Genomic DNA, 20,373 nt, shown 5'->3' on the forward strand with positions numbered 1-20,373 from the left:
AACTATCCAATACTTTGTCAAAAACTGTATCAAAACTTGTGTAATCAGGCTGCAAAATTGTTACGTATCGCAAACTGACAAAGATACACACGTTAAAACTATGGTTGATATTGTTTCAGGGAAAACAATCATGTATAAAGCCTACAATATTAATAACTTGTAAATATGGATTATGACAGGTCGTACCCGACATTTTACCTTTTTCAACCTCATAGTTATCACTGGTCTTGTTATCTTATCTGGCTGTAAATCAACTCCAGAACCCGTTGAACCAGCTTATGTTGTCCCCGCTGCACTTGCTCACTTACCTCTTGATGCAGCTAGTCAGGGCCTAGATATTATTGATACCCAAATGGCGCTTGGCGATCGTAATTTATACCTCACCAATCATGGCCATATTAAGATGCTATCAACAGCACAATGTCCTATTGATATCTCAGCCCACCGTGGCGATTTTCGACAGCCGGAAAGTAGCTATAACGCCATTGCTGCAGCATTAAATGACAACTTCAATAGTGTTGAAATTGACGTCATGCTACTTAAAGATGGCACTTGGGTTAATCACCATGACAGTCAAACTGGTCGTGCAACCGTGCACTACACTGGCGAGCGCTACAAGCTTGAGCGTATGTCTCGCAAAGATTTTTCTGAACTGAAACTGCGTGATAAAGACACGAATGCTTTACTCAATGAGCGCCCAATTACGGCCACTGAAGCATTTAAGATATTTGCCGCTTATCGCCTGCCTTCGCAAAAACTCAATGTAGAAATAAAGTCCGATGCCAATGGCCAAGAGCTTGTCGATTTAGACAATATGCTGCGTAAATATATTGGCCTCAGTGGTTATTATTATTCAGCGGCAGATCAAGACACTTTATACAAACTTCGTGGGATTAACCCTTATGTGTACCTTGGTTTTTTACAAGGTGGCCACCCAACGAGTATAGAAAGGCTACGCAGTGATTTACGTAAGGGGGTTAAAAATGATGCCTATTACCTTGATAACCAAGATGACATCGAGCTAGCTGGACGTTACGGCACTAAGCGCTATCGTTCACGTTACAAAGACTACACCAGCAGCGAAGCCCTAAGAAAACTGCAAAATAAGCTCGGTAGCAATTCTGGTATTCATCTGGATATTCGCAGCTATATGCAGCATTTAGCAGTAAAAAGTCGAGCTCATAGCTTAGGAATGAAAGTCTATACTTATTCACTCAATGGCACCGACTATCATCAAACACAGCTGCTTAAACTCAACAAGAATAAGCTGCCTGACGGTGTAATTGTGGATGCGACGCCTTATAAAATTTGCCAACGTTTATTTACTGCCTCAGTGCCAGCAAAGCGCTACCAACCGCTCAGTAACCTCGGTCGTTATATCGCATCATTGCCTCAAGATGCAGACTTTGATCGTTTTCAGGAAATGTTGGGCTATCAGACTGAAGGCTATTACCTTTCTCTCAATGACGGGCTTAAATCCATCACCGGCGCCAAAAAGGCACAGGTGAAAAATACCACGCCAACTCCCTTGCTTGAGCATGGATTCCCGACCATTACTGACGAGAAAATTGAGCATAAAACCGGTGAAACCATTTTACTCACTTTGCCTGATAGCAAAGCAAAATAGCGCACACAAAGACAATAATAAAAACAAAAAGTAAGCAACAAAATGACTGATAAAAAACAAAGCCCATTTGCAACCAACTTGCTCAATAAAACGCCAACACAGCAGAAAATGCAAGTGGCAGAAAAGCAATTAGAAAAAGTACAAAAAAAGCAGAAAAGCTCGTCCGAAAAGGCCGCTGCCCAGCAAGCCCGTGAAAATGAAATCACCAAATTAGGCAAACCTTTTTGGTGGATGCTGCTGATGTTTATTTGCTCGGTATTGTATTTATTCCCTGAGGCGGTATTTAATGCTGCGCTAACTGATGTGGCAGGCGGCAAAAACTCCAGCGAAGATGATTTACGCGCGGTTGAATTATTTGGCCGAACCATCAGTGGTATTGGTGTCACCCTGTTGTTGGCCGATATGCTATTAAAGGGCAAACGAGTCGCACGTGTAGGCCGAGCCATTGGCTACTTCGCCTTGATTGCAGTCTTGGTATGGCCAACGGTTTTTTTTGGGCAAAAATGGCTGGTTGATCATTTTATTATTGATGCCTCGTCACCGTCTGAGCGTCAACAAGCTTATTTATCTCAAGTATTACGCAGTGCGTTGATTGAAAAATCAATCCAGTTTGAAGGCATTGATTACGACCCTGACTCTGACCATAACGCCACAGAAAAAACCTTCTTATCGGTGTTTGGTGGCTTAGTTTACGCTGACGATAAACTGGTCGATGATCTTAAACAAAAGAAGCGCATGATCATGGAAAAGTTTGTCCGCGATCGCGCGTTGTCTCGCTTTGACGAGCACTACGCAAACTATGATGAGTTTCGTCATTCACTGCGGGATAATTACAAAGAGTATGCTCAAGGTTCTAACGAATACAACCAAGCACTGGCAAGCTCACCTGAACGCTCAAATGAGTATTGGCTAGATACTCAAAATCAAGTGAAACAAGGTTGGGGTAAGTATCAAAAAGGCGTTAGCGCTTATGAAGCTCGAGTTGAATCTAGAGCGCAAAAAATCGCCCCTAAAATGTATGACTTTTTTGAGCGTCGCAATAAATGCGGCGACATGAAAAAAGGCAGCCGTAAAAACAGCTGTTATGAACGCTTACAAAAGGGCTACGACAAAGAAATCGCTAAATACAGCATTCCTTATATTCCGCCTGATGATTGGTTAATCCGCGAAGAGATTTCGACGTCTGAAAATGTCGGTAACTCTATTATCACCGGCATCATGACGTTTGGTTTATTTACCGCGATGCAAGCCGCTGATGCTGCGACGGGCGGCGATGCAGGCTTTAAAGATCATCGTATGGTCTATACCAATGATGTTAACCACTATAAGAATGTGTTGATGGTGAAAATGGAACCTGACTTTGTCAAAGAATCAGGTGGTTACCCATTAGGAATTTCGTCTATTCATGAATTTAGACATCATGAATTAACCAGCCTTAAAGTGAATAAAACCCTCAAACAAAAAGGTTTGTCTTTACCCACCACTTGGGTGATGGCTGATCGCACCAGTTTTGATAATGCCGTTGCCAAAAAAGTTCGCCAAGAAGCGGATAAACGCTGGCGCTCAAGCATGAAAAATAAAGGCTTAGATATGCCGCCTAATTTGAGTTGGTCACAATTCCAAAAGCAAGGCGACATTCAAAAACGTATCGAACGGAAAATGAAAGAGCTTTATGTTAGCCCAACTCTCGCAGATTGGAATAACCGCGAATTTAAGCAGCGTATTATTGAGCCTAATATTCAACGTAAAACCACAGAGTACCTTAATGTACTTGAGGCCCAGCAAGCTGAATTTGCTGATGGCGGCGCATTTGAATCAACGGGTAAATCTGCACTGCGCGCAACCATAGTGCCACCTATATCCATGTCGATTAGCTTAGCATTAGTGTTATTAACGGTATTAAAACTGCCGATGAAAGCCGTTGAGTTGGTGCAAGCTAAGCAAGCCAATAAAACCCATTCTGAACCCGCCGATGGCAAACAAAAAACCAAAGCAGGTTACATTAAAGGCGGAATTTCTGCGGTGTTATTGTTGTCGATTTTTATCGTACCAATCACAGTGAGTAGTAACCAATACACCATGAAAGATTCCGCTATGCATTACTTTTTTGAGCAAATGGAAAACAATGACTCTGCCAGTATTTCATTCGCACTTAAATGGTTATTGGTGACTCAGCCTATGGTGCAACCTATTGGTGCTCGGATCGATGAACACCTAATGATTACTCGGGGATTTGATGCGATTAGCGAGCCGATTAACCGCTTTGATTTAGCCATCATGCCAGAGCATGAAACCAGCTCTCAGCCAAGCTCAGCATCTGTAGCTAAAGCCTTATTGCCACTCACTATTACTACTAATATTAGTGGTGCCAATATCGCCGTAATGAACATAAAACCGAAATATGCGGCAGGTATGATGCTGCCGCCTGGAGGCTATGACATAAAAGTGTCTGCCAGTGGCCATCAAGCTGTTAGAAAGTGGGTATACCTCAAGGCCGATGAAACGGAATTTACCATAAAACTATAACGCGTTTTAACTGTTTAAAGCACCATTCACGCATTGATTGATAGGAAGTATTACGTGAGTAAATTAGAACAATTCCAAGAGTTTATCCGCAATAACGGTAAAGACTTAACGGGTGTTAATGTACCCGTTGTATTAAGTAACGAAGAATCGAAACTGCCAGAACTCAATTTTACCTTTGGTTGGACAATTGAAATTGGCGTGACCGAACATGAACACGGTGGCCATTTCCCAGCAGGTATAAAATCTGGCTCGGCATCAAATGCCTATAGTTGTGCTAATGATACTGCTAAACAATATGTTAGCGGTCAAAATAGCTTGTTCAACGATCGCTTCCTTAAAATCCTCGGCCCTGATATTTCTGAGAATTTTTTGATTAAAGATAGGGGCTTAAAATCAGCCCCTGAGACTTATGTAGGCAGTAAAGTCTGTTATACCTGTGACGGTACAGGTAAAGATACTTGTTCTAGTTGTCATGGTCGTGGCAGTACTTCTTGTTCAAGTTGCGGCGGCAAGGGCCGTAATCATGTCACTCGTTATGAAAACAATCGCACGGTTCATACTACGGAGTCATGTTCTGCTTGTTGGGGGAGCGGTAGTAATACTTGTGGCGGATGTGGCGGAAGTGGCAAGGTCACTTGTCGCACTTGTGATGGTGGTGGTTATCTCTACTTTAGTTACACCATTGACGGTAATGCAATACGCAGCACAAAGTGGGCTTATAACACCAATGATTACCATGAATGGACTACCGATTACGTTAAGAAAACCGGCCTAAAACTCGTTCACCAATTAACTGAAGTCACCGAAGTTAATGTAGAAGGTGCGTTAGATGGTTGCACCTTTATATATGCCTTTACCGCTAACCTGCCTACTTTGCAATTTACTGCCAATATCGATCAAGTTGATACCACAATGTGCTTTGCTGGGAGCAATAATAACACCCACGATGCCGGTGGTGTTTACGATCCAGCTGTGTGGAGTGTGGCCAAGCAATTAGGTGGCGGTAGTCAATCAACTGATAAATCGGTACTGGCAACGCCTGCGATTAAAGACATCATTGAAGCTAGCGAAACCAAAACAAAAATTGGATTACTGGAAGAAAACTGGGTTTCTAATGATATTAAAGAGGCTGTGGTCTCCAATTATCAGACCTTAGTGACCCAGCTTAAAAAACAAAGTGTTAAAGGTATTGCACCTAAAATGTTTGGCGGCTTGATCAGTTTCACTTTTCTATTCCTTACTTTAGGCATTTTATTCGCTGCCATGTACCCCACTTTTGCACAAGATTCTGCATACCGCATGAGTGTACTACAGCTTCCTGAATGGTATTTTGCATTACTAACAATGAAGTTTGCCTTATTTGGCCTGCCTGCTTTATGTAATTACTTATTCTTTTTTGGCTTTTTCTGGCTGAGCTTTCAATGCGTCAAAAAGTGGTATTGGAAGAACATTGGCCCTGGGAAGACATGGTTACTCGCATTCAGTTTAACCATACTCGTCCCACATATTGGGTTCAGCTTGTTCTATAACGGGCTTGAAGTTATTAACCATCCATTAGAAGTAACCAATGCATTATTGGCAGCATCAATATTAGTGGGCTTTTACTTTATGATGTTTGGCGCTAAATTGCCTAACAGATGGTATACCAAGTTACTTGGGTTCATCGCCGGTATTGGTGCCTTCTGCGCCATGCATTACGGCCTGTATTTATTGAATACTCGAGTCGGTTTTATTGAAAATCATGGAAGGTATCCGTATGAATTATTGGAGTTTTTACATCCTGGCACTCGATTTATGGCCGAAAACCTAGTTGAATGGGCCATGTTATCAGTAATATTTGCCTACTTCCTTACACGTCGCCAATTCTGGCTAAAAGCGAAATGTTTAGTTGCTGAATACGACAGCCCAGTATTACTAAAATCAATGAACATGGAAAAATAACCCATCATTGCTAAGTAATACACAATTGAAAAACGCAGATTATGGGTAACCTAATCTGCGTTTTTTTATCTTACAACTGATTAATTCTCGTCATATAAGCAAATGCTGCTTAAACAGTTGATTATCTTCTTTGAAATTTTGCTTTATCGCGATAACCTGAAAACGGTTTCCTTATTAATAACGCCTTTTTATCTTTCATTTGTAAGTGATGGAGTACTTCCTACCTATGAGCATGACGCGTTTTATGACTAATTCAGATGAGCAGCCATTAACTCAAGCTGCAATTCAAACCTCAATTACCTATTTTTCCTCTAGCAGCACTGCAACTGATCCTGCGGTATCTCATCAAATAATGTTGGAAACTGACTCTTTTACCGATCCTTCATTATCTGAGCCTATTTTTGATAGTAATGATATGAGCCGCGACAATATACGTCGCCATATCAGGCAGCAACGTAATGGGATTTCAGCGGCGGATCAAAATCAATTGGCTTTAATTGCCAGCCGTCACTTGTTAGCCGAAATTCAACGGATTTCTGCTAAGCGGGTCGCACTGTATTTAGGTTTTGATGGCGAATTAGCAACAGGCAAGTTAATTGAAGCGTTATGGAAACATGATGTTGAGGTGTATTTACCGCGCTTGCACCCTTTTGCTAAGGGCCATTTACTGTTTATGCGCTACACCCCGGATACCCAGATGATTAACAATCGCTATGATATTGCTGAGCCTAAGTTAGATATCCGCCATATGGTTACAGTAAACCAACTAGATATGATTGTGACTCCATTAGTGGCGTTTGATGATCAAGGTAACCGTATGGGGATGGGCGGCGGCTTTTACGATCGAACCCTAGCACAAGTAACTGACAATAAACCTCTGGCTGTAGGTTATGCCCATGACTGCCAACAAGTGAGCTTTTTGCCAATAGAGTATTGGGATGTGCCCTTACCGGTGATCATTACGCCAACAAGAAGAATTTTCTCAGCACATTTGGGGTAATGCGCAGTAGGCTTAATGAAAAATTGGCTTAATCAAAAGTTAGCTTAATGAAAAGTTGGCTTAATGAAAAGTTGAAGGATACGCTCAAGATTTGGCATTGCCAATATTGACTGAGCGCAAAAGTTAGCTTAACCAACTACAAACTCAACTTAGGTTGAATAAAGTCGATGAAGGCAGAGATCCGCTTGGCGACTGTGGAGGAACGATAGTACACAGCGTTAATCTGTTCCCTTGCTGTATTAGATAGCTTTTGTGTTTCTAGTATCGATATCAATCGCCCAGCTTCAATATCTTTTTTGACCATAAAGCCTGATAAACACGCAATGCCATTACCTGCTAACGCTAACTGACGCACCGTCTCACCGTTACTGGATGAAAAACTCGGGTTAAGTGCTTCAAATCCTTTTAACGGCCATTGATTGAGTGCTTTTGAGCCTGTTAAACCTATGGTGTCGTGTGCGCTTAAATCGGCGGTTTGCATCGGTATGCCTCGAGTAGCGAGATATTCTGGTGCTGCCACTAAGTACAAGGCGCTTTTACCCAGTGCTCTAGCGTGTAATGAAGAATCTGATAAATGACCGATTCGAATGGCTAAGTCGGTGCGTTTTTCAATTAAATCGACAATGCCTTCGTTGGAGCTTAGCTCTAATTGAATGTTAGGGTATGCCTGATTAAATGACTTTATGAGTGGCACAAGTTGATGGAATACAAATGGGCTAGCGGCATCCACGCGTAAGCGGCCTTGAGGCATTTCTTTTTGTGCCATAAGATCATCTTCAGCCTGTTGGATCTGCTGCAACCCTGTGCGAATTGAATCAATAAAACGTCGCCCCTCGTCAGTAACATTCACGCGTCTGGTGGTGCGATTAAGAATAGATACGCCCAACTGCTTTTCAATTTTACTCACAGCACGCGATACCCTTGCAACTTGAATATCCAGTGCTTCTGCTGCTGCAGAAAACCCTCCGGTATCTACCACGGTCAGTAAGATGGTTAAATCATCGGATCTTGTCAGCATGTCTATACCCTTAATCTTTCAATGTCATTCCCCCTTCATTATAACTATTAATGACAAAAGTAATTTGTAAAAAGCACTATTTTTAGCAAATAAGCTTGTCGGCATAATAGCGTCATTGAAACAAAACACGCACTGAAGTTAATTACTTGAATGAGACAATATTATGCCTTTAGCACTCCTTGCATTGACGCTTAGCGCCTTTGCTATCGGTACCACTGAATTTGTCATCGTCGGCTTAATTCCGACTATGGCTGCCGATTTAAATGTCACTCTGCCATCAGCAGGGTTACTTGTTAGTTTATATGCATTAGGGGTCGCCATTGGCGCTCCTGTGCTAACAGCCCTTACGGGTAAATGGAATCGCAAACATGTGTTACTTGCCGTAATGGCATTGTTTGTAGTCGGCAACTTCTTGGCGTGGCAATCGCCTGATTACACTACCTTGATGCTGGCGCGAATACTGACTGGCTTAGCCCATGGTGTTTTCTTTTCGATTGGCTCAACCATTGCGACAGGTTTAGTGCCAAAAGAAAAAGCTGCCAGCGCTATTGCCATTATGTTTACCGGCCTCACTGTAGCCTTGGTGACAGGGGTGCCGTTAGGTACTTACATTGGCCAGGAATTCGGTTGGCAAGCCACCTTTTTAGTCGTCGCTGTACTGGGTTTAATCGCCCTAATTGGTAGCGCGATATTAGTGCCTAATAACTTAAAACAGCCACCAGCGGCTAAGTTATCGGCTCAAGTTAAAGTATTAACTCAGCCACGCTTATTGCTGGTATACGCAATTACCGCTTTGGGTTATGGCGGCACATTCACCGCTTTTACTTTTCTCGCGCCAATTTTAGAGCAAGTTTCAGGTTTTAATCCTGATGCGATAGCACTGATTATGTTGGTTTATGGTGTTTCGGTAGCCGTCGGTAATATTTGGGGCGGTAAAATGGCAGATAAAATGGGCCCGATTAAAGCGCTAACCATCATATTCTCTGGTTTGGTAACGGTATTGATCATGTTTAACTTTGCCGCTGTTAACCCTGTGACGGCTGTAATCACTATCTTGATTTGGGGCGCATTTGCTTTCGGTAATGTCCCTGGTTTACAGGTATACGTAGTCAAGCTAGCAGAAAAATACACGCCAGATGCCGTTGATGTGGCTTCAGGTTTAAACATCGCCGCATTTAACGTCGGTATTGCATTAGGCGCTTGGGGCGGCGGATTAATTGTGGCTAACGCAGGCTTAATGCACACCCCTTGGGTTGGCGCTGTGATTGTATTGATCGCACTGGGATTAACACGATTAAGTGGCCGACTAGATAACAAGACGGCAGGTTTAAATACAAAGGCTCAATCTGACGCTCAAAGTCTATGCTCTGACTAACTTTTGGCTGTCATGACATAATGTTTTAGTGACGACATAAATAGGCTAAGCCTTGCGCTTAGCCTATCTTCACTGAACATCGTGATATCATCATTAATCGACAACATAGCGCAGTATTTTAAAGGCTACTTTAACTGCCTACCACCATCTACCGCATAACTTCTGCCAGTGACATATTGGCTAGCAAGCAGATAATCCACGAGCTCGATAATCTCACTATTACCCGCCTCTTTTGGCAATATCGCTTTAGCTAATGCTTTGGCTTTATATGCCTCGTCATCACCTTCGTTAAACAAAATCATTGCAGGCGCAATAGAGTTCACTTTTACTGCTGGGGCTAATTTGGCAGCAAAGGATAAGGTCATATTGTGCAGCGCCGCTTTACTGGCCGCATAAGCAATGTGTTTCTGACTGCCCTTTTCAGCAACGTAATCTGTAATATGGATAATGTTACTGCTACCGACACTTTCGCCTGCTGAGGCGGTTAACATGTCTGCTAAGGCAAGATTTATTTGATAAGGGGCACTGACATGGATATTCATCATTCTGGTCATGATATCGGCAGAGGTGATGTCAGCACTGGTTTTATCGTTATGCCAATCAGATGCGTTATGAATAATGCAATCTAACCCTTGATGCTGCGCCTTAATTCGAGTCAGCATGTCATCGATTTCTGCGGGTTGGCATAAGTCGCACTGATATAAATCAGCCCCTAGTTCTAACAACTCATCGATTGATGGATAGTGAGTTCTGAAAGTGCCAATCACATTAATATCTTGGGCAATAAAGTGCTTTGCCAATGCATAGCCAATTCGTTTGCCGACACCGGTAATCAGTATGGTTTGTTTCATTTGGGATCTCTTATTCTTGTGTTAATCCAAATCTGCTTTATGGATATTAAAAAATAAACTCGAAAAAAACAAAGGCCATTAGCACTGACTAATGGCCTAATCATCATTCATGACTTTTTATAGACTTATCTTTTGTAGCTTTTGTAGCTTTTGTAGCTTTTGTAGCTTTTGTAGCTTTTGTAAACTTAGTTTGTAGAATCAATCTTAAGTTATAAAAGACAAGTTAGCTTATTTAACCCTTAGAGAAAAACTCTGCCCGTGAAGCTGGATTATTTTTAAAGCATCCACCCAGAGCTGACGTTTTAGTGTGGGATTGAGTATCCATAATCCCACGAGACTTAACGCAGTAATGGGTAGCATTAATGCTTATCGCTACATCATCGGTTTCAAGTAAGGTTTGTAGCGCTACCAGCACTTGCTGTGTCAGTCGCTCTTGTACTTGAGGACGTTGGGCAAAAAATCGCACCAGTCGATTGATTTTAGATAAGCCGATAATTTTCTTTTTCGGCAAATATGCGACATCAGCTACACCATCGATGGTGATAAAGTGGTGCTCACAAGTACTCACGACGCTGATATCACTGACCTTAACCATTTCCTCAACGCCCATCTTGTTGTCTATTTGGGTCACTTTAGGAAATTGATGATAATCAAGCCCTGAGAAAATCTCATTAACGTACATTTTTGCAATCCGATGCGGCGTTTCGCATAAGCTGTCATCAGTTAAGTCCAACCCGAGAGTTGAAACAACTTCAGTCATTAAGCCTTGGATACGTTCAATTTTTTGCTCATTAGTCATGTCATTTTCAACTAATGGCGTTTCAAGACCTCGCTCAATTAATACTTGCTGCACTTTGCGTGCTTCTTCTGAAATCATGTGTTTTCCTTATGACAACCCGTGCCAAATAAAAACCACACCGTTACGTGAAAGCTTGCTAGGCGATCGCTTATTTGCGCTGCTCTAAAGACAGTGAAACAGAGTCGGCAAAACGTAAAGCATGAGGTTTATCAATCGTTACTCGTGACATGGTAATAGATGGGTGTTCACTACAAATAGCCAGTACATCTGCTACTAGCTTTTCGAGCAATAAGAAACGCCCTTCTTCAACATGTTGAATAACTTTTTTAGTGATAACTTTATAGTTTAGTGCATCAGCAACATCGTCGGTTTCAAATGACTTGTCGGCTGGATATTGGATCTCAATATTGATCACAACATCTTGCTGTTTTTCACGTTCGTCTGGGTTAAAACCAATAAAGGTACGTAAACGAAGATTTGTTACTTTAATCATTGCTTGGCTAATAGACATAGTGAGCCTCTTGTAAATACATAAACGTGATACGTGAGAATGAGCAAGTTAGATCACATAAAAAAGAGCCAACTTTCTAAAGTTGACTAGGGCCTGCTGAACTTTTCTGGTTAAGTTTTGTTCGAAATAAAAGCGTTTTAATCGAGGCGGATGAATTGATGCCTAGTTATCTAAGCACCTTTTATTCACAAAGATAAATCCAACAAAGAGTAAAACGCTTTTAGTCGAACCCTTCGGGCAGCGTTTGTTGGTCATTTTTACTGCGTTATCGACTTTTTATGTAGAATAACTACACCACAAAGTCTCTGCCTTATATAAATGGCCAACAACTCGCTGCAAAAACAACCTTGAAAGATCAACAGCCCCTAATAGTTATAGCGATAAATCGCTAGTTTTGCTAACTAAAACTCTTTGTAGTTTCTATACTTAACTTTAAATATGATCAGATAGAACACTGGCACAATGATCAATGTCAGTATGGTTGCCACACCTAAACCGAACATTACCACGGCAGCCAACGACTCAAAGAAGGCATCGGTTAATAGCGGTAACACCCCTAAAATAGTCGTAATTGCCGCCATACATACTGGCCTTACACGGCTCACTGTTGAGTTAAAAACTGCCTCAAAAGTTTCGATCCCATTATTAATATCGGTATTGATTTGATCCAGTAATACAATGCCATTTTTAAGTAGCATGCCCGATAAACTCAGCATCCCTAACAGCGCCATAAAGCTAAATGGTTTATCTAAAATCAATAAACCTGAGGTAATACCAATAATCGCAAGCGGTACACAAGCCCAGATAACTAACGGCTTTCTAACAGAGTTAAATAGGAACACCGTAATTAAGAACATGAACAAGAACCCTAATGGCAGCGTCGCAAATAATGACTCCTGCGCATCACTTGAAGATTCATACTCACCGCCCCATTGCAGCTCATAACCCACAGGCAGCTCCAATGCTTCAACTTTCGGCTTAATGGTTTTAAATAGCTCTGCAGGTAAAATGTCATACTCAAAGTCAGTATCTGCAAATACCGTTAAGGTACGCTTACGATCCCGGCGTTGAATAATCGGATCTTCAAACTTCACTTCAAAACCATCGACGACTTGCTGCAGTGGTACAAATGCGCTCCGTGCTGGGCTCCAGATGCGGATGCTTTCCATTGACTCGATATCAATACGTTCATCTTCTGGTAGCCTACCGATAATAGGCAGCAGTGTTGTTCCTTCTCGATAAACACCAATTTGCATGCCAGTAAACGAGAACTTCAATGCCTCATCAACTTCACTTTTTACAATACCTAAACGACGCGCTTGGGTTTCGTTAAAGCGTGGTGCAATGTATTTCACTCGCTCACGCCAGTCATGACGTACATTGACTGTGGCGGGGGTGGCATTAAAGATTTCCATCACTTGTGCGGCAATACTACGCAATACATCTGGGTCGGCGCCACTAATGCGCGCTTCTATTTTCGCATCCGTTGATGGACCAATTTCAAGACGCTTAAATTTAAGCTGCGCTTGAGGGTAATCCGTTTCAACATCCTTCCTGAACTTAACCATTACATCGGTTAAGGTTTCAAAGTCAGTCGTACGAATAGAAATTTGCGCATAAGATGCGTAATTCTTTTCAGGTGAGTACGTCAGCAAAAAGCGCGGGAAACCTTTACCTATGGTCGAGGCGACAAATTCCACATTATCAAGCTCAACCGCGATGCTCTCCATGCCTTCGACAACCGTTTGGGTTTCACGTATATCCGTGCCTTCAGGCATCCAAACATCAACTAAGAATATCGGAGTCGTTGAAGGTGGAAAGAAGGATTGTTTAACGTATGCAAAACCATAGATAGAGATACAAAACGCAATCACTACTGAAATAACACTGACCCAGCGAAAACGCATACATAGATCGAGGAGCATTTTATAAAACACAAAAAATGCGCCGCCATAAGGATCTTTTAACTCACCTTCTACTTTCTCACCCTCTGCGCCAAAAAATAGCTGCGCAAAGAAAGGCGTAATCGTAATTGCGGTAATCCAAGATAAGAATAACGAGAACAACAATACCCAGAATAGCGAACCGGCAAATTCACCTGTCGAGTCAGGCGATAAGCCAATAGGGGCGAATGCGGTAATCGCAATCACTGTTGCGCCTAACAGTGGCCACATGGTTTGCTTTACAATAGCTTGAGCTGCTTCTAGTGTTGTTTGCCCTCGTTGCCTGCCAATGAGGATCCCCTCGACAATCACAATGGCATTATCCACCAGCATCCCCAGTGCAATAATAAGCGCACCTAATGAGATCCGCTGCAGCTCAATTTCGGCTTGTAGCATCAACATAAAGGTACCTAGGCAGGTTAAAAATAAGATTAACCCAATTAAGATACCGGACTTGAAGCCCATAAATACCAGTAACACCCCGACCACAATCACCACTGCGGCAATCAGATTCCACACAAAGCTGCCTACTGAAGCGTCCACTTCGTTTGGTTGGTTGTACATGGTTTCAATGACCATCCCAGCTGGGCGGACACTTTCAATGCTCGCCAGTTTGGCATCAATCGCTTTACCAACTTCAACTACATTCACCCCTGTTGAAAATGAAATACCGATATTAATGGCATCGTGTTGATTAAATTTAAGTAGATTGGTTGGAATGTTTTGAAAGCCACGCGAAACCGTTGCGACATCTTTCAAATAGATAAGCTTGTTGCCTTGGGTGCCAGGAATAATTAATTCTTCAAGCTCGCTGACTGACTTAAATCCGCCACTGGTGCGGATTTTTAAGTTGTCGGCTGACACTCTAATATTACCCGCATCAGACACCATATTTTGCGAGTTAAGCAAATTTTGGATTAATGAAGGATCAATGTTAGAGCTAGCCGCTTTGTTCAGTGACATCTCAACAAAGACTTGCTCTTGCTGATTACCTGCAAGGGAAACTTTACCCACACCAGGGACTAACTCAAGCTCACGTTTTACATAATCAACATAATCGAGAATATCTCGGTAGCTATAGTCTGCTCCGCTGACCATCAACATGATGCCGTATACATCACCAAAGTCATCATTAACGATCGGTGTTTGAACCCCTGGCGGTAAACTGGCTGACATGTCGTTCACTTTACGACGTAATTCGTCCCATATCTGCGGTAGCTCTTCTGGGCCATAGATGTTTTTCATGGTCACAGTGATTTGTGACATACCAGAAGTACTTAATGAGCGAATGTAATCCACATATGGCAAAGCTTGAATCGCCTTTTCAATGGGATATGTCACTTCTTCTTCAACTTCTGTTGAAGTCGCCCCCGGATACAGCGTTACCACAACGGCATCTTTAATCGTAAATGGTGGATCTTCTAACTGACCAAGACCGGTGAATGCCATTAAACCGCCAATCAATAAGATTAAGGTAAACATCCAACTGATAACGGTATTTTTAACAAAGTAACCTGCAATATTCATAAGACACATTCCTTTGTTTTCGCTGTTAGTAAGTCACTATTGTGGCCATAAGAGCCCATTAATATTCCCATCATTTAGGCTCCTTCTATCAGCTTTACACGCTGACCTTTCACTAACCTTGCGGCGCCAGTCGTAATAATCGTCAATCCATCTTCAAGGCCACTGGTGACTTCAATATCATTTCCGACAATCACCCCTAGCGTCACTGAGCGATATTCAATTGATTTATCACTTGGGTTATAAAGCCAGACACCACTTGCTTGGGTATTGATATCGCTACCGTCTTGCATGACCACGGCTTCAATAGGCACTAGATACTCTCGATTATAGGTGTATGTCATATCACTTAAGTTGACTTCCACTTTGGCAGGCATACCTTCCAGTACTTTGTACTTAGGGTCTAAATCGACCGCTATGGTGGCAATGTAAGTTGATGTTAGTGGGTCTTTTTCGGTATTAACTTCAAGTAAACGCCCTTCAAATGTCGTATTAGGAAACGCTTCAAAGCTCACTTTAAGTCGTGCCTGCTGCTTTCTGTCCTCTTCCTTTTTAGACACTGCAATCAGTACGTCAGGGATTTGCACATCGACTTCGATTCGCTCAACCTTTTGCATGCTCAATACCGACACTCCCGGTTGAACATTTTCAAAAGATTCCAAAAATACATCACTGACAATGCCTGAAAATGGTGCTCTAAGTTCGGTATACTGCAAATAGAGTTCAGCTTGTTTCTCTTCCGCTTTAGCCACCAAATACTGTGCATTCATTTGATCATACTCAGATTGTGCCATCAGCTTACTATCAACCAGCTGTTTGCCTCGCTGGGCTTGCTTATAGCTGACTTCTTTTCGAGCTTGTCGGTCACTCAATGCGATTGTAAAATCACGTTTTTCTAGCACTGCAAGCAGCTCGCCTTTTTCAACCACTTTGCCTTTGGTTGCAGGAATTCGCTCAATTCGTCCTTCGACTCGAAATGACAGGTTAGTTAAATCCTGCGCTCTTGCAACGCCATTAAACTCCCTGATCACTTCATTATTAGCACGGGGTAAAGTGTAAGTTTTTACTAAAGTTTCAGTTGGCTCTATGGTCACTTTCGGCGTACATGCTGTTATAGCAATAAGGCTTACTAATACCGCTAAGGTATTTCTCACTTTATGACTCACCAGTTTATGAGTAGAAAATTTCTTATGAGTAGAAAGTATCTTATGAGGAAAAAGTGTCTTCATCTTATAATCCTCGCTCTTTAATCCATTTAACCGCAGACTGACCATCCTTGAGCTCGCTTGCTCCAGCAACCACTAACCAATCACCATCATTTAAACCTGTCATTAATCGAGTGCCTTGTATTGTCACAGCCACTTTTTTAATCCGCTTCTCTTCTGGTAACCAAACAAATACGAAAGTATCTTGGTTTTGTTTAACCATTGCACCAACAGGAATTTTGGGGTGAGCATCGGCCGTTCTCGCGGGCAGTTTAACTTTCACCTGCGCTGACATCCCGGGAAGTACATTAAGTTCATCTGGCATAGGTAAAGTAAGAATGATGGTGTAACTGCTGGTCGTTGGATCCGCAACCGTGTTTAGCTCTTTGAGTTTTGCCGCATACCAGTGATCGCGACTATCAAATTTCACTTCGATATTATTGATATCTTGTAAGCTCTTATCTGATTTTTGTAAAAATCCAATAAACTGTTCGGGTAACTGAAAGCTAATATCTGCTGCGGACTCAGTGCGGATCCCCATCACCTCTTCTTGCATTTGCACAAACTCAAACTCACGCTTCATCCGCTTAGAAATCACCCCTTGATAGGGTGCGATTAAATTAGTGTACGTCACGTCAGCTTTAGCTTTATCCAACGCTGCTTGGGCAATAGTGTAATCACTCTTTGCTTGGTCATAATCATTACGAGATACAACACCTTGCTCAACCAAGGACTCATTACGCTCAAAAAGTACTTTAGCCAATTCAAACTGCGCTTGGGCGACGGCTAATTGCTGCTGATATATATCACTATCCAGTGTCGCCAAAATATCACCCGCTTTGACAGGATCACCGGGTCTCACCAATATTTGGGCTATTTCACCTGACACACGAAAAGATAAAGCCGCTTTTTCAGATGCTTTAACTTCTCCTGGTAAAAAGCGCTCACGGTATTCTGTGCCGATATCGACTTGTTCCACTTTGACAGGTCTTGGAATGCTAGAAACACTAGTGGCTTCATCGCTGCTTGCAGCGGCGGCGGAAAAAGTAAAAAGACAGGAGAACGTCGTGGAGGTTATGAGTAAAAAAGAAGCAAACTGGTTGAGTTTCTTCATATTTTGTTCCATCAAAAAGTGAGCAATTAACTCGATAGTAACACTCAATACCTTGGTATTAAAGGTGCGCTGATACTCATAAGAGATCTATTGTGTGACATTGAGCGTACCCATAATGACTATTAATAAATCTGAAAGAGGTCTCACAATGGAATTAAGGATTTTTTACGATAGCGCGTGCCCATTGTGCAGTAATGAAATGGAGCAACTTAGAAAGTATGACCGCTTGCATAAAATTGAACTGGCGGATCTAAATCAGCAGGGTTTTGAGCAAAAGTATCCTCATATTGATTTAAGTGTGGCTAATAAGATATTACATGCTGAAACCAACACGGGTGAAATCCTTACAGGCTTAGATGTGACAGCTAAAGCGTGGGCATTAACCGGCAAGCACAAATGGATTCAGTTACTCAGGTTGCCTTGTGTCAAGCCTTTTGCAGATATCGCTTATCGAGGTTTTGCTAAAAATCGCTATAAAATTTCTTACTTATTAACAGGTCAACAGCGCTGTGAAACAGGTAGCTGCAACCTAAAATGAATCAATCAAGTTACTTAAATCAATCAAGTTACTTGAATCCATCGAGTAACTTGAATACATCGAGTAACTTGAATACATCGAGTAAGCAGACTCAATCGATTAATAAAGCAACCTAGGTGGTGTCAATGCTCAACAGTACTCAATCAGCAATCATCATTGGCGCATCATCAGGTATTGCAAGAGCCATTGTTGATCAATTAATTGCAAATAATGACATCGAACAAATCATTACTGTCAGTCAAAGTACACAATACCAAGCTACTGTGACTGATGCGATTAAGAATAAGGTTAATCTGCAGCATATGGTTTCAGATTATACAGCTGAAAGCATAGCAAAAATTTGCGATTCCTTAGCCCCAATCAAAGGTCATATCGTTAACGTGTTTATCTGTAATGGTAGGTTACACAATCAAGTTGATAAGCAAGCCAACGGCAGCTCTACTGCTGAGGTTCAATCCCTGACAAGTTCAAAAGACACAACATCGAGCCCATTACTTGCGCCAGAAAAGCGCTTAGAAGAGATTAATCCAGAATCGATGCAGGCACTATTCCATTCAAACACCATAGTGCCGATGATGTGGCTGCAACAACTGACTACATTGCTTAAAGGCAAACAGCCTTGCATCATAACGGTATTAAGCGCCAGAGTGGGCAGTATCAGTGATAATCATTTAGGCGGCTGGTATAGCTATCGAGCATCGAAAGCGGCATTAAATATGCTAATCAAAACCACTGCAATTGAATATGGCCGCAGAGCTAAAAACGTCAAACTGATCGCGTTTCATCCTGGTACCACAGACACTGATTTGTCAAAACCATTTCAACACAACGTACCCGAAGGAAAACTGTTCACAACTGAATTTGTCGCACAGCAATTACTGACGATTCATCAAGGGTTATCATTTAATCGTGAAGCGGAATTTCTAGACTGGCAAGGTAAAACAATACCTTGGTAAACAATACTTTGATAAACGGTACCTTGGTAAACAATACCTTGATAAACAGTAGCTTGATATACAGTAGCTTGATAAACAGTAGCTTGATAAACAGTAGCTTGATAAACAGTAGCTTGATAAACGGTAGCTTGATAAACAGTAGCTTGATAAACAGTAGCTTGATAAACGGTATCTTGGTAAACAATACCTTGATAGAACTCTGTGACGCCAAGAGCATGATGGTACTTTTACTAAGAATTCAATCATCAAACAGGCACAAAAAAGCGAAGCATTACGCTTCGCTTTTTTAGTCAATAATCGAAATGCTTATTTAACGAATTCAACACCTAGGTTGATATCGCCTTTTAGTGTATCAAGCATTGCATCACGTGCATTGGCTTCAAACGCGCTAACTTCGCCGTATGGAAGAACTTTTTCAACGCCGTTTTTGCCTAGTACTACAGGCTGTGCGAAGAATTCAGCATGTTCACTGCCGCCATCTACGTATGCACACTCAACAACGTTTGCTTCACCTTGAAGACCACGTACTAATGATAGACCGAAACGACATGCCGCTTGACCCATTGAAAGTGTCGCACTACCGCCACCCGCTTTAGCTTCAACAACTTCAGTACCCGCATTCTGGATACGTGTAGTAAGTGCTGCAACTTCTTCATCAGTAAAGCTTACGCCTTCAACCTGTGAAAGAAGTGGAAGAATAGTCACGCCACTGTGGCCGCCAATGACGTTAATGTTTACATCAGCAACGTTTAGACCTTTAAGGTCAGCAATGAAAGTTTCAGAACGGATAACATCCAGTGTAGTAACACCGAATAAACGATTCTTATCGTAAACACCTGCTTTTTTAAGTACTTCAGCAGCAATTGCAACCGTAGTGTTTACTGGGTTAGTGATCACACCGATTAATGCTTTAGGGCAAGTCGCAGCCACTTTTTCAATCAAGTTACGAACGATACCCGCGTTGATGTTGAAAAGATCTGAACGATCCATACCTGGCTTACGTGCAACACCAGCAGAGATTAACACAACATCAGCGCCAACTAATGCAGGCGTTGGATCTTCGCCAGCAAAACCAGTTACTTCAACGTCTGTTGGGATGTGGCTTAAATCGACAGCAACACCTGGAGTAACAGGAGCAATGTCATAAAGAGACAACTTTGAGCCTGCAGGAAGTTGAGTTTTTAATAGTAAAGCTAGGGCCTGGCCAATACCGCCAGCAGCACCAAGTACAGCTACTTTCATAATTATCTCCAATAACGTTCTAGTGTATGACTTCTAAATGTATGATTCGCAGTTTGTGACATAGATCATATTTCTTGTGGCGTCACATTACTGCATCAGCGAGACAATTTCAATTATCCGTTAGTGGAGTAAGGTGAATTACTTATTCTATGATATGTATATAAATAATCACTGATTTAGCCATTTACACTATAAAGTGAATT

15 protein-coding genes and 1 pseudogene are annotated in these 20,373 nt (G+C 42.0%); 8 read left to right on the top strand and 8 right to left on the bottom strand.

What is annotated here, in order from left to right:
• The first annotated feature begins 172 nt into the window (after positions 1 to 172).
• From LMH66_RS07805 to LMH66_RS07820, 4 genes are all read left to right on the top strand, one after another.
• Positions 173 to 1,627: a glycerophosphodiester phosphodiesterase gene (locus tag LMH66_RS07805; RefSeq protein ID WP_229369165.1), complete on the top strand. Its 1,455-nt coding sequence runs from the start codon at positions 173 to 175 to the stop codon at positions 1,625 to 1,627.
• 42 nt (positions 1,628 to 1,669) lie between these two features.
• Positions 1,670 to 4,153 carry a hypothetical protein gene (locus LMH66_RS07810; protein ID WP_229369166.1) on the top strand — a complete coding sequence of 828 codons (2,484 nt, stop codon included), beginning with the start codon at positions 1,670 to 1,672 and terminating at the stop codon, positions 4,151 to 4,153.
• Positions 4,154 to 4,207: 54 nt separating this feature from the next.
• Positions 4,208 to 6,094, top strand: a complete 1,887-nt coding sequence (locus LMH66_RS07815; RefSeq protein ID WP_229369167.1) for a hypothetical protein — start codon at positions 4,208 to 4,210, stop codon at positions 6,092 to 6,094.
• 226 nt (positions 6,095 to 6,320) lie between these two features.
• Positions 6,321 to 7,094: a 5-formyltetrahydrofolate cyclo-ligase gene (locus LMH66_RS07820; RefSeq protein ID WP_229369168.1), complete on the top strand. Its 774-nt coding sequence runs from the start codon at positions 6,321 to 6,323 to the stop codon at positions 7,092 to 7,094.
• A gap of 136 nt (positions 7,095 to 7,230) precedes the next feature.
• Here the strand turns inward: LMH66_RS07820 and LMH66_RS07825 are convergent, their stop codons facing one another.
• Positions 7,231 to 8,112 (bottom strand): LysR family transcriptional regulator, encoded by an 882-nt coding sequence (locus LMH66_RS07825; RefSeq protein ID WP_229369169.1) that lies wholly within the window; start codon positions 8,110 to 8,112, stop codon positions 7,231 to 7,233.
• Between the two features lie 163 nt (positions 8,113 to 8,275).
• On the opposite strand from LMH66_RS07825, the gene LMH66_RS07830 reads away from it, so the two are divergent.
• On the top strand, positions 8,276 to 9,487 hold the full coding sequence (locus tag LMH66_RS07830) for an MFS transporter (protein WP_229369170.1): 1,212 nt from the start codon (positions 8,276 to 8,278) through the stop codon (positions 9,485 to 9,487).
• A gap of 125 nt (positions 9,488 to 9,612) precedes the next feature.
• Here LMH66_RS07830 and folM read toward each other — a convergent pair whose 3' ends face one another.
• The 3 genes from folM to folX all read right to left on the bottom strand — a co-directional run bounded on the left by folM (position 9,613) and on the right by folX (position 11,642).
• On the bottom strand, positions 9,613 to 10,338 hold the full coding sequence (folM, locus tag LMH66_RS07835) for a dihydromonapterin reductase (protein WP_229369171.1): 726 nt from the start codon (positions 10,336 to 10,338) through the stop codon (positions 9,613 to 9,615).
• Positions 10,339 to 10,570: 232 nt separating this feature from the next.
• Positions 10,571 to 11,215: a GTP cyclohydrolase I FolE gene (gene folE / locus LMH66_RS07840; protein WP_102528267.1), complete on the bottom strand. Its 645-nt coding sequence runs from the start codon at positions 11,213 to 11,215 to the stop codon at positions 10,571 to 10,573.
• Between the two features lie 70 nt (positions 11,216 to 11,285).
• Positions 11,286 to 11,642, bottom strand: coding sequence for a dihydroneopterin triphosphate 2'-epimerase (gene folX, locus LMH66_RS07845; protein ID WP_102528314.1), 357 nt, complete (start codon positions 11,640 to 11,642; stop codon positions 11,286 to 11,288).
• Between the two features lie 199 nt (positions 11,643 to 11,841).
• On the opposite strand from folX, the pseudogene LMH66_RS07850 reads away from it, so the two are divergent.
• Positions 11,842 to 12,078 (top strand): annotated as a pseudogene (locus LMH66_RS07850) (hypothetical protein).
• Here the strand turns inward: LMH66_RS07850 and LMH66_RS07855 are convergent.
• The 3 genes from LMH66_RS07855 to LMH66_RS07865 all read right to left on the bottom strand — a co-directional run bounded on the left by LMH66_RS07855 (position 12,050) and on the right by LMH66_RS07865 (position 17,434).
• Positions 12,050 to 15,118 carry an efflux RND transporter permease subunit gene (locus LMH66_RS07855; protein WP_229369172.1) on the bottom strand — a complete coding sequence of 1,023 codons (3,069 nt, stop codon included), beginning with the start codon at positions 15,116 to 15,118 and terminating at the stop codon, positions 12,050 to 12,052. The pseudogene LMH66_RS07850 and the gene LMH66_RS07855 overlap by 29 nt on opposite strands.
• Positions 15,119 to 15,192: 74 nt before the next feature.
• Complete coding sequence (locus LMH66_RS07860; RefSeq protein ID WP_229369173.1) at positions 15,193 to 16,344, bottom strand: efflux RND transporter periplasmic adaptor subunit; 1,152 nt, start codon at positions 16,342 to 16,344, stop codon at positions 15,193 to 15,195.
• Between the two features lies 1 nt (position 16,345).
• Positions 16,346 to 17,434 (bottom strand): efflux RND transporter periplasmic adaptor subunit, encoded by a 1,089-nt coding sequence (locus tag LMH66_RS07865; protein WP_229369174.1) that lies wholly within the window; start codon positions 17,432 to 17,434, stop codon positions 16,346 to 16,348.
• A 148-nt stretch (positions 17,435 to 17,582) separates the two neighbouring features.
• On the opposite strand from LMH66_RS07865, the gene LMH66_RS07870 reads away from it, so the two are divergent.
• Both LMH66_RS07870 and LMH66_RS07875 read left to right on the top strand, forming a co-directional pair.
• Positions 17,583 to 17,972 (top strand): thiol-disulfide oxidoreductase DCC family protein, encoded by a 390-nt coding sequence (locus tag LMH66_RS07870; RefSeq protein ID WP_229369175.1) that lies wholly within the window; start codon positions 17,583 to 17,585, stop codon positions 17,970 to 17,972.
• 125 nt (positions 17,973 to 18,097) lie between these two features.
• Complete coding sequence (locus LMH66_RS07875) at positions 18,098 to 18,928, top strand: SDR family NAD(P)-dependent oxidoreductase (RefSeq protein WP_229369176.1); 831 nt, start codon at positions 18,098 to 18,100, stop codon at positions 18,926 to 18,928.
• Between the two features lie 306 nt (positions 18,929 to 19,234).
• On the opposite strand, the gene mdh is transcribed toward LMH66_RS07875, so the two are convergent.
• Positions 19,235 to 20,170 (bottom strand): malate dehydrogenase, encoded by a 936-nt coding sequence (mdh, locus tag LMH66_RS07880; protein ID WP_229369177.1) that lies wholly within the window; start codon positions 20,168 to 20,170, stop codon positions 19,235 to 19,237.
• Positions 20,171 to 20,373: the final 203 nt, after the last annotated feature.

This window comes from Shewanella sp. 10N.7 (assembly GCF_020806285.1).
Taxonomy (GTDB): Bacteria; Pseudomonadota; Gammaproteobacteria; order Enterobacterales; family Shewanellaceae; genus Shewanella; species Shewanella electrodiphila.